The sequence below is a fragment of the Pseudonocardia wallangbongensis genome, from assembly GCF_054486945.1.
Genome location: NZ_JBRERS010000014.1, coordinates 83964 through 96620, shown reverse-complemented (window position 1 = coordinate 96620; position 12657 = coordinate 83964). Strand labels below are relative to the sequence as shown.

Below are 12657 nucleotides of genomic sequence, written 5' to 3'. Positions count from 1 at the left end.
TGTGGCTGGCCTCCCGGTCGGGGGCGAGGGCGGATCAGCGACGTGTTGGCGTTGATCGCGATGCGTCGCTGATCGGCGGTGGACGGGACGGCCGGGGTCAGAGGAAGTCCCAGCCGGGGCGCTCGGACACGCAGGCCTCGTAGGCCACCGGATCGATGGCCTGGTAGATCCCCAGCGCGCTGGTGCCGTCGTCGCGGGTGACCCGGCAGAGGTGCTCGTCGAGGCCGCGCACGCCGATCCGGGCCTCGGGCCGGGTCAGGTCGAGGGTCTCGCCCTCGGTCATGTCGGGACCGTCGTAGCCGCCCTGGTGGATGTCGCCGCCGGGGGTCCCGCCGTACATGCCGCACCGCAGGAACGCGGTCTGCTGGCCGATCTTCTCGTAGTGCAGCCGGGCCGTCTCCCCGGTGTCGAACCGGTAGTCGACGATCCCCTCGGCGAAGACCTGCGTGCCGGGCTCGAAACGCAGCCGGCGGGTCGGTTTGCCGACCTTCCCGCAGCCCTTCCGCTCGTCGCCGAAGGGGTAGTAGCGGCGGTCGCCCCAGATGGTCCAGTCGCCGAAGGCGACGAAGGCGTTGCCGTTGGTGCCGACGTGCAGCCGCCCGCCCAGCGACATCGCGGGCCCGCCGACTCCGCGCCCGGTGCCCCAGTGGCGGTCTCGGGTGCCGGCGGAGCCGGGGGAGAGGGTGAACCGTTCGCCGTGGACCTCCACCCATCCCGTGACGGCGCCGAAACACTCGAATCCGCTGGTCACGTCGTTGCGGCGGCCTGGTGGGTTGCCCGCTGCGGAGTTGGAGAGCGGCTCGCGGAAGACCTGGCGGGTGGTGTCGGCGAAGGTGACGTCGTAGGCGACGCCCCAGTCGTTGGGTTCCAGGACGTAGCGCCACTCGCGCAGCCCGCGCACGATCACGGGCGCGATCGGTCCGATCCGCAGGTCGGCGCGGTCGCCGCCGATCCGGCGGAAGCTGCGGACGGCGGTGTGCTGCCCGCGGACGTTGACGATGGCGTAGGCCTCGGCCCGGTCGAGGTTGGGGTAGAAGCTTCCGCCGGTGGCGATGAGGATGTCGCCGGTCGCGTCGTAGGAGACCATCCAGTGGCGCTCGTAGGCGCGCGGGTCACCGGTCCACATGATCCGGACCGGGTCCGGCGTCTGGTGGATCATGAAGTCGTCGAGCGGGGAGAGCGGGAACTGCTCGGCGAAGTGGTCGTCGTCGGCGGTGCGGCCGGGGTGATCGCTCACGGGCACGTCCTCGCGGGTCAGGTCGGGTCGGCGGCCACGCGGGCGCGCAGGTGCGCACCGATCGCGGCCCGGTCGGGGCCGGCCGGGAGCTCCCGGATCCGGCGGGTCAGGGCCGCCCGCAGCTCCTCGTTGCGGGCGGCCGCGGCGGCGAGGTCCCCGGTGCGGCCGGGTTCCGGACGACCCAGCAGGGCGGCCGTGCGGGCGTTGTCGACGTGGAGGAAGGGCAGGGCGGCCGACCACGAGCCGCCGACCCGTTCCACGAGCCGGCGGGCGTTGCGGACCAGCTCGGCGACGGCCGGGGTGATCTCGGGGTCGTCCTCGGCGAGGCGGAGCAGGCGGGCGGCGCCGCCCAGCTGCTCGTCGATCGTGGGTCTCACGAGCGGTCCTCCAGCACGGCGTCCAGAACGGTGGACAGGACCCGGCGGGTGGGCCGGTAGGGCTCGTCGGCGCGGCCCTCCAGGAACGCGCGCAGGCCGCTGACCTGCATGACCGCGGTCTTGAGCGTGGAGAACGCGACCCACCAGGCCAGCGCGTCGCGGTCCACCCGGGTGCCGGTGACGGACTCGTAGTGGGCGACGAGGTCCGGGGCCTCCCAGGCGCCCTCGATGGTGTGTTCGGCGGCGCGCAGCGGTTGCGTGACCCAGCCGAGGTCCTCGAGCGGGTCGCCGAGGTGGGCGAGCTCCCAGTCCAGGAGCGCGGTCACCCGGTCACCGTCGAGCAGGATGTTGCCGGGCTTGAAGTCCGAGTGGACGAGGACGGTGCCGGTGCAGGTGGGGGCCCGCTCGCCGAGCACGGCGATCGCGTACTCCAGCTCCGGCCAGGGCTCCAGCTGGTCCCGGCGGAGCACCGCCGACCACAGGTCCAGCGCGGCTCGCGCGGCGCCGGGACCGGGGTCGGCCAGCGTGGCGCCCAGGCCGCGCCGCCGCCAGTCCACGCCGTGCACCGATGCGAGCAGCTCGCAGAGGGTCCGGGCCAGCGCCGTCCGCTCGGCGAGCGAGCGAGCGGGGCTGCGCAGCACCCGGTAGTCGCACACGCCCGGCAGCCGCCGCATGATCAGCGACGGGCGGCCGAGCGCCCGCCCGTCCGCGTCGAGCCACCGGGGTACCGGGGTGGGAAGGCCGCAGCCCTGCAGCCCGCGCAGCACCGCGAACTCGACGGAGCGGTCGGTCTCGACCAGCCCGCCTTCCGGGTCGGTGCGCAGGATCAGCGGCTCCCGTTCCTCGTCGCCGACGAGGTCGAACAACCAGTTGTCCCTGGACCGGCCGCTGTCGGCCCGGCGGACGTCGACGACCCGACCGGTGGCGTCCGGCCGATCGGCGAGGAACGCGCGCAGCAGCTCGGCGACCCGGCGCGCCCGCGTGGGGGTCGGCCGGGTCATCCCGGACGTCCTTCCCGGAGCACCGCGCGGTGCTCCGGCGCCGCGACCGCGACGAGGGACGCGGCCCGTTCGCAGAGGCTGCGGCCCCGCAGATCTGCGACCCCGTGCTCGGTGACCACGACGTCCACCCCCGAGCGGGGGGTGGTCACCGTGGCCGGGTTCAACCGCGGCACGATCCGCGAGCGGCGGCCGGCGGTGGCCGGGAGCGCGACCACCGCGCAGCCCCCCGGCGATCGTTGGGCGGCGCGCAGGTACTCGGCCTGGCCGCCGATGCCGCCGACGTAGCCCTCGGTGGTCTCCTCGGCGTTGACCTGCCCCGTCAGGTCGACCTGCAACGCGGAGTTGACCGCCACGAACGGGCCGGTGGCCCCCGCGGCGGGCGGCCCGGCGACCTCGTGGACCGGACGCACGGCCACACCGGACGTGGTGACGTACTCGTAGAGCTCGGGCGAGCCCGCGGCCTCGCTGATCAGGACGGCGTCCGGACGCAGGGCCCCGGCCTCGGCGAGCCCGAGCAGCCAGTCCCCGGCCAACGTGGACCGCACGGCCAGGTCGCGGTGCCCGCCCAGCGCCCTGCCGACGGCGGCGGCCACCGTGCCGAACCCCAGCTGGATGGTCGCGCCGTCGGGAACCAGGCCGGCGACGTGGGCGGCGATGCGCTGCTGCGGTTCGCGGATCTCCGGGGCCGGGACGACCGGGAGCGGCCGCGAGGTCGGGACGCGCGCGGTGAACGCCGACTCCGGCAGCCGCGGGGCGGAGGTGGCCGGGAGCTGGTCGTTGACCTCGGCGATCACCGCGCGCGCCCCGCCGACCAGCTCGTAGGTGTAGTCCACGGCCATGCCCAGGCTGTGCCCGCCCTGCTGGTCCGGCTCGGCGACCTGCACCAGCAGGACCAGGTCGCGGCCCCGGCGCGGCAGGACCCGCGGCAGGTCGTCGAAGTGCGCGGGGATCACCGCGACCCGGCCGCGGTGCGGGGGCCGGCCCAACGGCCCCATCGCGCCGAAGGACACCAGCGGCACGCGGGACGGCCCGGTCAGCGCATCGCTGTGCGACAGGCCGACGAAGACCTCGACACCGGCCGGCGCCGCGGCGAGCAGCTGCTTCAGCAGGGGGGTGGGCTCGCCGACCCCCTGCGCGACGACGACGAGGTCGCCCGGCCGGATCAGCGACAGCCAGCCGTCCGCCGTCACAGGACGGCCACCGGGGTGACGGGGCTGCCCGTCGAGCCCACGAGCGGGACCGGTGCGAAGAGCAGGAGGAAGGCGGAACGACCGGCCTCGCCGAGTGCCGCGGCGAGCCCGCCGAGGTCGAGGTTCTCGATCAGCGGAACGCCGTGCTGGTGCAGGAGCACGAGATGGGCGGGGAACCCGGGCTCGTCCTCGACCTGCCGTTCCACGGCGTAGTTGTCCGCCCCGACGAGCGCGACGTCCCGCTCGGCCAGCCAGGCCGCGGCGTCGCCGGTGATGCCGGGCTCGTCCGCGAAGTAGTCCCCCGCGGTGCCGTGCGACTCCCACCAGCCGGTGCGGATCAGCACGGCGTCACCCGGTTCGGGAGCGACACCGGACTCGGCGATCCCGCGCTCGAGGTCGGCCGGCTCCACCGCGGCCCGTGGCGGCAGCGGGCCGCCGGCGACCGCCACCAGGTCGACCAGGACCCCGCGCGTGACGACCGGGGTCAGCTGCTCGGCGCCGCAGCGCTGGGCCCCGCGGGTGCTGCGGATCGATGCTTCGGGGTGACCGTTGTAGAGGTGCTCGCCCGCCCACGCGTGGGACAGCGCGTCGACGTGGGTGCCGCTGTGCGTGGGGAACTGCACCGTGTCCTCGGCGAACTTGAACCCGCCGGGGGTGCGCGCGCCGAGCGCGTAGTCGCCTGCGTCCCGGTTCATGTACCGGGCGGGCCGGGGACGGTGCGCGGGCGACGGGCTCGACGGACCGAGCGGCTGCGCGAGGGTGAACGTCCGGCCGTCGCGCACCAGGCCCGCGGCGCGCCGGGTGACCTCGGGCGTGACCAGGTTCAGCGCGCCCACCTCGTCGTCCGCGCCCCAGCGGCCCCAGTTGCCGGTCATCGGGACGTCCCGGTGCGCGCCGGCTCGCCGGCGACGAGCGCGGCGGCCCGCTCGCGCAGGCCGCGGCGGACCAGCTTGCCCGTCCCGGTGCGCGGCAGCTCGTCGACGATGACGACCAGCCAGGGCACCTTGTAGCCCGCGATGTTCCGCTTGGCGTGCTGGACGAGCTGGTCCGCGGTCAGGCTCGGGTCGTGCGCGACCACGAACGCCACCGCCACCTCGTCCTTCGAGGGATGGGGCGCGCCCACCACGAGCACCTCCCGCACCCCGGGATGGCCGGCCAGGAAACCCTCCACCTCGGCCGGGGAGACGTTGATCCCGGAAGTCTTGATCATGTCGCCGGTCCGGTCGACGAACGCGACGCAGCCGTCGGCGCCGAGCGCCAGGCGGTCACCGGTGCGGTACCAGCCGTCCGGGGTGAACGCCGCCGCGGTGGCGGCGTCGTCGCCGAGGTAGCCGGGCGTCAGCCGGCCGCGGACCTGGGCCTCACCCGGCTCACCGGCGGGCAGCACGCCGCCGCTGTCGTCGACGACGCGGATCTCGACGCCGGGGAGGGGCCTGCCCTGTGTCACCCGGCGGCGCTCCAGGGGCATCCGGTGGTCGGTGACGCAGCAGTTGCCGTAGGTCTCGGTGGAGCCGTAGATGTTGCAGATCTCGGGGATGCCGAGCTCGGTGACGGCACGGCCGATGACGTCGGGTCGCCCGATGGTCAGGCCCGTCCGCAGCGACTCGACGGCGCGGACCTCCGCGGCGGCCTCGGTGGCGAGCCCGTCGATGATCGTCGGGAGGAGGTAGGCGGCGGTGACCCGTTCGCGGGCGAACAGGTCTGCGGCGCCGGCGGGGGTGAAGTGCTCCTGCAGCACGAGGGACGCGCCGTGCGTAAGGGTCGCCATCAGCGCGTTGGCGCAGCCGTAGCTCCAGAACAGCGGCGACCCGAGCCACACGCGGTCGGGCGCCGAGAGGCCCATCCGCTCGCCGATGTGGAAGCCGTTCACCACGAGATCGCGATGGCAGAGCGGGACCGCCTTGGGCGTGCTGGTGGACCCGGAGGTGTACAGGACGAAGGCCGGGGCCGCTGCGCGGTCCGGGGGTTCGGCGACCGGGTCGCCGACGGAGTGGTCGTCCACGAGCCGCGACCAGGAGTGCGTGCCCGGCGGCACCTCGGTCGTGGCGCCGATCACCACGACGTGCCGCAGGGCCGGGAACCGGGCGCTGCGGACCGGCCCGGGCCGATCGAGCTCGGGAACCAGGCTGCGGAGCTCGGCGAGCAGGTCCGTGCCCCGGACCCGGTCGGCGACGACGAGGACGGAGACCGCCGAGGAACGCAGCAGGAAATCCAGGTCGAAGGCCTTGGCCCAGGTGTTGAACGCGTCGACCCGCGCGCCGCAGCGCATCGCCCCGACCGCCGCGGGCACCCAGTCGGCGATGTTCGGGGCGAGGAGGCCGACGGCGGAGTCCGCGCCGACGCCGAGCGCCGCGAGCGCGCGTGCCACGGCGTGCGAGCGCGCCGCCAGCCCGGCGTAGGTGATGCGCTCGCTCCCGGCGACGAGCGCCTCCGCCGCCGGCGTGCGGGCGGCGAAGGCGTCGATCAGCTGCGGAACCGTGGGCTCCGGTGGGGGGCAGGCGGCGCGGACCTCGGGCACCTCGGCGGGCCTCCTCGTGCCGATGCAGCGCTGACGGCAGCTGGACGCAGAGCTCGAAGCCGCCTTCGTGTTCCCGAACCTAGATTCGGAGTTGGGAAGCCGTCAAGTACGCACTCTGGAAGTGTCCTTCGAGAACTGGAAGGGCGTCGCTACGATCTCGGCATGAGCGGCAGCGACCGGTACTCCCGGACCTTCGACGTCCTTGAGCTCCTCGTCGGACGCCCGGACGGCATGACCGTCACCGAGATCGGCAAGCGGCTGGAGCTGCCGATCAGCAGCAGTCACAACCTGTTGCAGCGCATGGTCGTAGCCGAGGTCGTCACGGTGGCCGACGACCTGCGCTACTCCCTCGGCCCGCGTGCCGTGCGGCTGGGCATCCGCATCGTCGACGGGCTCGAGGTGCGGGCGCTGAGCCGGCGGCACCTGCTCGAGCTCGCCCGGGAGACCGGGGACGACGTCTACCTCGCGGTGCCGTTCGGCCGCCGCGTCGCCTACGTCGACCGGTTCCCCGGGTCCCGTCCGGTGACCGTCGACATCCGCCTCGGCCAGTCGCTCCACCTGCACGCGACGTCGGTCGGCAAGCTCTTCGCGGCCCACGACGGGCAGCTGCGCCGCCGGCTGTTCGCACAGGACCGGCCACAGCTGACCGGGCACACCATCACCGGGCCCGCGGAGCTGGAACTCGAGCTCGCCCGCATCGTCGAGCAGGACCACGCGATCAGCCGCGAGGAGGCGATCGTCGGCGTAGTCGGCCTCGCCGTCCCGATCCGGGACGACCACGGCACGCTCGTGGCGGCGATCCACATCTCCGCGCTCAGCAACCGGATGAGCGTGGCGGAGGAGGCGGAGCTGCTGGCGGCGGCCCGCGGAGCGGCCGTGCAGATCGAGCGGGACCTCGGCCGGATGCACGGCGACACGTGCGCCGTGGGCCTGCGCGCTCCCGGGTGACCGGCGCCGCCGCCCTGCTTGCAAGCGCGAACAGCTCACCGAAGCGGCCACGACCCTGGCGCACGCCGAGCTCGTGGAGTTCCGTGGCGGCGACCACGACCTCCACGCGCACCGCCCGGTGCGGGTGGCCGACGAGATCGCCCGCCTGGCCTGACCGGCCCATGTGTCGCTCGTCCGGTGTCGGTGGGGCATCCGCGCGCTCGCTGGCCGTGGTGGCAGCGTGGATGGCAAGGCGGATGGCGGCGTCGAGGCGTCAGCGCGAGATCGATGTGGGGGTGTCGTGCCGGCTTGGTTCGAGGCGGGGCTGTGGGGCCTGGTGGCGGGGGGAGCGCTGGTACTGGGTGCGGCGGTGGCGTGGTGGGCGCCGGTGCCGCCGAAGGTCGTCGCGGGGATCATGGCTTTCGGGGCCGGGGTGCTCATATCGGCGCTGGCGTTCGAGTTGGTCGCCGACGCCGCTGAGCGGGGTGGCCCGACCGCCACAGTGGTCGGTTTCCTGGCCGGCGCGGTGGTCTACGTGGCCGCGGATGCCGCGCTGGGCAGGCGGGGTGCCCGGCACCGCAAGCGTTCTGGCGATCAGCAGCCATCGGAGGGCGACCAGGCAGGTAGCGGCGCTGCGATCGCCATCGGCGCGCTCCTCGACGGAGTACCGGAGTCGGTCGTGCTGGGGTTGACCCTGCTCGGCGGCACGGGCGTCAGCCCCGCAGTTCTGGCCGCGATCTTCATCTCGAACGTGCCCGAGGGTTTGTCGAGCGCGGCGGGCATGAAGAAGGCCGGACGTAGCGCCGGCTACGTCTTCGGTGTGTGGGGCGGGATCGCGCTGGTCAGCGGGCTCGCGGCGCTCGTCGGCAATGCCGCGCTGGATGGCGTGGCTCCTGCGGTGATCGCGGGGATCACCGCCGTCGCGGCCGGTGCGATCCTGGCCATGCTCGCCGACACCATGATCCCTGAGGCGTTCGAGAACGCCCACGCGCTGACCGGGCTGGTCACCGCGCTCGGGTTCATCACCGCGTTCATCATTCACCTCGCCGGGGAGTAGGTGCGGGAGGAGATCGGCGATCCGCCCGGCAACGCGAGCGTCATGCAGACGTAACTCGACGAGGCGCTCAGTTCACACCCACGAAACACGCCGTTGCGCCGTCGTAACAGCAGGCTCTGAAGATCGCCGCGTGGACACGGGGAACACGGCATACGTCCTGGGCAGTGCGGCGCTGGTGATGCTGATGACGCCCGGGCTGGCGCTCTTCTACGGCGGCATGGTCCGTTCGAAGAGCGTGCTCAACATGATGATGATGAGCTTCGTCGCGCTCGGCGTGATCGGGCTCGTCTGGGTGCTGGTCGGATTCTCGCTGGCGTTCGGCGATTCGCACGCCGGGTTGATCGGCGGCTTCGAGCACGCCGGGCTGCGTGACACCGGCGCCACGGTCGGCGACGGCGTTCCGCTGCAGGCGTTCGCGATGTTCCAGTTGATGTTCGCGGTGATCACCGGCGCGCTGATCTCCGGTGCGATCGCCGACCGCGCCCGCTTCTGGCCGTGGGCCCTGTTCGTCGGGCTCTGGGCCCTGCTGGTGTACGTCCCACTGACGCACTGGATCTTCGCGGCGAGCGGACTCGTCAGTGCGCACGGCGGGTGGATGGTCAGCGCGCTCGGTGCGCTCGACTTCGCCGGTGGTACGGCAGTGGAGATCAATTCCGGGGCGTCGGCGCTCGCGCTCGCGCTGGTGCTCGGGCGTCGCCGGGGCTGGCCGCGCGAGCCGATGAGGCCGCACAACCTGCCGGCCGTGCTGCTCGGCGCGGGGCTGCTGTGGTTCGGCTGGTTCGGGTTCAACGCGGGCTCGGCGCTGGCCGCCGGGGCGGTGGCGAGCAACGCGTTCGTCACCACCATGACGGCGTCGGCTGCGGCGGTGGTGGTCTGGCTGGCCGTCGAGCACCTGCTCGACGGCCGACCGACCAGCCTCGGCGCCGCGTCGGCCGCGGTCGCCGGACTCGTCGGCATCACGCCGGCGTGCGGTTTCGTCGATACGTTCGGTGCGCTGGTGATCGGTCTGGCCGCTGGGGTCTGCTGCCAGCTCGCGATCCGCCTGAAGTACCGGTTCGGCTACGACGACTCGCTCGACGTCGTGGCCCTGCACGGCGTCGGTGGGCTGGTCGGGATGGTCCTGATCGGTCTGTTCGGCACCACTGCGGTCAACCCCGGTGGCGCCGACGGGCTGCTCTACGGCGGTGGCGCTGACCAGCTCGGCAAGCAGGTCGTCGCCGCGCTCGTCACCGCGGTGTTCGCCTTCGGGGTGACAGCCGCGCTGGCGTGGCTGATTCGGGTCACGATCGGCTTCCGGGTCACCCCCGAGGTCGAGTCGCAAGGCGTCGACGAAGCCGAGCACGCCGAGACCGCATACGACTACGCTCCGTTCCTGTCCTCGGCGCGCAGTTCACGACCGGCGGCGAACCCGGCCGAGAAGGAGATCGCTCCATGATCCTGATGACCGCGATCATCAAGCCGTTCGCGCTCGCCGACGTCCGTGCGGCTCTGGAACAGCTCGGCGTGCTCGGAATGACCGTCAGCGAGGTGCAGGGATACGGGCGGCAGAAGGGCCACACCGAGATCTACCGCGGCGCCGAGTACACCGTCGATTTCGTCCCCAAGGTCCGGGTCGAGGTGGTCGTCGACGACGACGCGGCGGAGAAGGTGGTCGCGGCGGTGGTCGATGCGGCGCGCACCGGCAAGATCGGCGACGGAAAGGTCTGGACCACCCGCGTCGACACCATCGTGCGGGTCCGCACCGGTGAGCGGGGAACGGACGCGCTCTGAGCCGGTGCTCTCCTCGAGCGCGTGATCAACGGTGGCGAACCCGCGCCTCGCCAGGAACGGCCGGCGGCCGACGATCTCGTTGTGCCCGGGCGGTGCCGCCGATACCGTTCCGGGGTGCAGCAGGGGAACGTCGGCGACTCTCCTCGCGTGGTCACCTTCGACCTGTTCAGCGCCATGACCGACTCCCGCCGCGGGGCCGCGGCCGCCTTCACCGAGATTGCCGCGGTGCGTGGCTGGTCGGTGCCGGGGGAGGAGATCTACGACGTCTGGGACGGGCACAACAAGGAGCAGCAGCGCCGCGCCGCTCTCGGTCCTTCGACGTCGTTCCGCGCGCTGTCCAGCGACGCCCTCCGCCTCGCCTACGACCAGCTCGGACTGCACGGGTGCCCGGAGGCCGATCTCGATCTCCTGTGGCGGAGTGCAGCGCGGTGGCCGCTGTGGGGCGATGTCGAGGACGGGATCTCGGCGGTCGCGGCGCACGCCGCGGTCGGCATCCTGTCCAACGTGGACGATGAGCTGGTCGTCACCACCCGCGCCTACCCGCTGGTCGATCCGCAGTGGGTGCTGACGTCGGAGCGGCTCGAGGCCTTCAAGCCGGCGGCGGCGATCTACCTGCGGGCGCTGCGGGCCGCGCCCGGGCTGGTGCACGTGGCCGCCTCGGCTCGCGACGTCCGCGGGGCGTTGGAGGCCGGAATCCCGACGATCCGGCTCGTCCGCCCGGGGCACCGGCTGGATCCGGGGGGTCCGGCCCCGACCGTCGAGGTCGTCGACGCCCGGGAGCTCCCCGCCGCCCTCGCCGGGCTCGAGCGCGGCGGTCAGGACAGCACGCGGATCTGAACGGGCCCTCGATGTTGACCCCGCGGGCGCCGCCCGTCACAGCACGCTGGACAGGAACGCCTTGGTCCGGGCGTGCTGCGGGTTCGCGATCATGGTGCGGGGGTCGCCCTGCTCGACGACCACACCGTCGGCGAAGAAGAACAGCGTGTCGCCGACCTCGCGGGCGAACCCGATCTCATGGGTCACCACCACCATCGTCATCCCGCCGAGCGCGAGCCCCTTCATCACCTCCAGCACCTCGTCGACCAGCTCCGGGTCGAGCGCGGAGGTCGGCTCGTCGAAGAGGATGAGCTTCGGATGCATCGCCAGCGCCCGCGCGATGCCCACCCGCTGCTGCTGCCCGCCGGAGAGCTGGTGGGGGCGCTTGTGCGCGTGGTCGGCGAGCCCGACCCGCTCCAGGTGCTCCATCGCCAGCGTGCGGGCCTCGGCGGCAGCGAGGCCGGTCACGTGCACCGGCGCGCAGGCGACGTTCTCCAGTGCGGTCAGGTGGGCGAACAGGTTGAAGCGCTGGAACACCATGCCGATGTCCGCCCGGAAGGTGGCGAACCGCCGCGGGCTCCACTCGTGGTACGTGCCCTCCCGCAGCTCGTAACCGACCTCCTCACCGAGGACGCGCAAGGTGCCGCCGAGCACCGGTTCGAGGCCGTTGACGCAGCGCAGGAACGTGGACTTCCCCGATCCGGACGGGCCGACGATGCAGCTGACCTCTCCCGGCGCGACGGTGAGGTCCACACCGTTGAGCACCTGGACGTGCCCGTAGCTCATCCGGACGTCGCGCGCGACGACCACCGGTTCGGCGCTCACGGGACCGTCTCCCGCTCGGCCGGAGCGGGCCGCTGGGGCAGCACCCGCGCGTTCAGGCCGCCCGCACGCACGAGGCGAACGGCGTCGGAACCGAAACGGCGCTCCAGCCGGCCCTGCAGCACGGTGGCGACCGCCGTCATCAGCATGTACCAGAGGCTGGCGACGATGAGCAGCTCCATGATCCGGTTGTTGCCCTTGTAGATCTCGCTCGCGTTCGTCATCAGGTCGCTCCCGGCCACCACGTAGACGAGCGAGGTGGTCTTCAGCATGGAGATGAACTCGTTGCCCGTGGGCGGGATGATGATGCGCAGCGCCTGCGGGAGCACGATCACGCGCATCCGCTTCCCCGGTGTCATGCCGAGTGCGTAGGCCGCTTCGGTCTGGCCCCGGTCGACCGCCTGGATCCCGGCCCGCACCACCTCGGCGAAGTAGGCCGCCAGGTTCAGCCCGAGGCCGAGCATCGCGGCGGTGAACCCGGTGATCAGCTCGTTGGTGTCCCACTTGAGACCGACGTCGGTGAACGGGACCCGCAGCACCAGCTCCGGGAACAGGAACGCCAGGTTGTACCAGAAGATGAGCTGCACGAGCACCGGCGTGCCGCGGAAGAACCAGATGTAGAGCGTGGAGAGCCAGCGCAGCACCGGGTTGTGCGCCAGCTTCATGACGGCGAGCAGCACGCCGAGCGTCAGGCCTATGACCGTGGCCAGTACCGAGATCTGGATCGTGACCAGGACACCGTCGAGGATCTTGGGGTCCAGCAGGTAGCGCGCGACGGTCGGCCAGTCGAGGTAGGGGTTCGTGACGAGGAGGCCGACCAGCCACGCGAACACCGCGAGCGCGGCGGCGCCGGCCAGCCAGCGCCCCCAGTGCCACGTGCGCCCGATCGGTATCCGCGTGCCCGCCGCGTCGACGAACGGCTCTGTTCGCTTCGCCATCGCG

At 73.0% G+C, this 12657-nt stretch carries 13 protein-coding genes; 5 read left to right on the top strand and 8 right to left on the bottom strand.

Features of this window, described 5'->3' with window-relative positions; genetic code table 11:
- Positions 1 to 97: 97 nt before the first annotated feature.
- The 6 genes from ACU436_RS35520 to ACU436_RS35495 are packed head-to-tail and all read right to left on the bottom strand — an operon-like array spanning position 98 to position 6323.
- Positions 98 to 1237 carry a hypothetical protein gene (locus ACU436_RS35520; RefSeq protein WP_459031463.1) on the bottom strand — a complete coding sequence of 380 codons (1140 nt, stop codon included), beginning with the start codon at positions 1235 to 1237 and terminating at the stop codon, positions 98 to 100.
- A 17-nt stretch (positions 1238 to 1254) separates the two neighbouring features.
- Complete coding sequence (locus ACU436_RS35515; protein WP_459031462.1) at positions 1255 to 1614, bottom strand: hypothetical protein; 360 nt, start codon at positions 1612 to 1614, stop codon at positions 1255 to 1257.
- Positions 1611 to 2615: a phosphotransferase family protein gene (locus tag ACU436_RS35510; RefSeq protein WP_459031461.1), complete on the bottom strand. Its 1005-nt coding sequence runs from the start codon at positions 2613 to 2615 to the stop codon at positions 1611 to 1613. Before ACU436_RS35510 ends, ACU436_RS35515 begins: the two co-directional genes overlap by 4 nt.
- Complete coding sequence (locus ACU436_RS35505; RefSeq protein ID WP_459031460.1) at positions 2612 to 3805, bottom strand: acetyl-CoA hydrolase/transferase family protein; 1194 nt, start codon at positions 3803 to 3805, stop codon at positions 2612 to 2614. Before ACU436_RS35505 ends, ACU436_RS35510 begins: the two co-directional genes overlap by 4 nt.
- The gene (locus ACU436_RS35500) at positions 3802 to 4680 is read right to left on the bottom strand and encodes a cyclase family protein (RefSeq protein WP_459031459.1); all 879 of its coding nucleotides are present in this window, start codon (positions 4678 to 4680) and stop codon (positions 3802 to 3804) included. Before ACU436_RS35500 ends, ACU436_RS35505 begins: the two co-directional genes overlap by 4 nt.
- The gene (locus ACU436_RS35495; RefSeq protein ID WP_459031458.1) at positions 4677 to 6323 is read right to left on the bottom strand and encodes a class I adenylate-forming enzyme family protein; all 1647 of its coding nucleotides are present in this window, start codon (positions 6321 to 6323) and stop codon (positions 4677 to 4679) included. Before ACU436_RS35495 ends, ACU436_RS35500 begins: the two co-directional genes overlap by 4 nt.
- A gap of 162 nt (positions 6324 to 6485) precedes the next feature.
- Here ACU436_RS35495 and ACU436_RS35490 point away from each other — a divergent pair, with 162 nt between their 5' ends.
- From ACU436_RS35490 to ACU436_RS35470, 5 genes are all read left to right on the top strand, one after another.
- Positions 6486 to 7271, top strand: a complete 786-nt coding sequence (locus ACU436_RS35490; protein WP_459031457.1) for an IclR family transcriptional regulator — start codon at positions 6486 to 6488, stop codon at positions 7269 to 7271.
- Between the two features lie 280 nt (positions 7272 to 7551).
- Entirely contained in the window at positions 7552 to 8307 is a 756-nt protein-coding gene (locus tag ACU436_RS35485) for a ZIP family metal transporter (RefSeq protein ID WP_459031552.1), read from the top strand.
- A gap of 130 nt (positions 8308 to 8437) precedes the next feature.
- Entirely contained in the window at positions 8438 to 9742 is a 1305-nt protein-coding gene (locus ACU436_RS35480; protein WP_459031456.1) for an ammonium transporter, read from the top strand.
- Complete coding sequence (locus ACU436_RS35475; RefSeq protein ID WP_459031455.1) at positions 9739 to 10077, top strand: P-II family nitrogen regulator; 339 nt, start codon at positions 9739 to 9741, stop codon at positions 10075 to 10077. The genes ACU436_RS35480 and ACU436_RS35475 overlap by 4 nt, the downstream gene beginning before the upstream one ends.
- 114 nt (positions 10078 to 10191) lie before the next feature.
- Positions 10192 to 10914, top strand: a complete 723-nt coding sequence (locus ACU436_RS35470) for an HAD family hydrolase (protein ID WP_459031454.1) — start codon at positions 10192 to 10194, stop codon at positions 10912 to 10914.
- A gap of 36 nt (positions 10915 to 10950) precedes the next feature.
- Here ACU436_RS35470 and ACU436_RS35465 read toward each other — a convergent pair whose 3' ends face one another.
- Positions 10951 to 11679, bottom strand: a complete 729-nt coding sequence (locus tag ACU436_RS35465; protein WP_459031551.1) for an amino acid ABC transporter ATP-binding protein — start codon at positions 11677 to 11679, stop codon at positions 10951 to 10953.
- Between the two features lie 35 nt (positions 11680 to 11714).
- Entirely contained in the window at positions 11715 to 12653 is a 939-nt protein-coding gene (locus ACU436_RS35460; RefSeq protein WP_459031453.1) for an amino acid ABC transporter permease, read from the bottom strand.
- Between the last annotated feature and the right edge of the window lie 4 nt (positions 12654 to 12657).

Bases quoted from the DNA above. Each gene is read 5' to 3' on its own strand.
- ACU436_RS35510 (WP_459031461.1), bottom strand. From the start codon at position 2,615: ATGACCCGGCCGACCCCCACGCGGGCGCGCCGGGTCGCCGAGCTGCTG.
- ACU436_RS35500 (WP_459031459.1), bottom strand. From the start codon at position 4,680: ATGACCGGCAACTGGGGCCGCTGGGGCGCGGACGACGAGGTGGGCGCG.
- ACU436_RS35490 (WP_459031457.1), top strand. From the start codon at position 6,486: ATGAGCGGCAGCGACCGGTACTCCCGGACCTTCGACGTCCTTGAGCTC.
- ACU436_RS35475 (WP_459031455.1), top strand. From the start codon at position 9,739: ATGATCCTGATGACCGCGATCATCAAGCCGTTCGCGCTCGCCGACGTC.
- ACU436_RS35465 (WP_459031551.1), bottom strand. From the start codon at position 11,679: ATGAGCTACGGGCACGTCCAGGTGCTCAACGGTGTGGACCTCACCGTC.
- ACU436_RS35460 (WP_459031453.1), bottom strand. From the start codon at position 12,653: ATGGCGAAGCGAACAGAGCCGTTCGTCGACGCGGCGGGCACGCGGATA.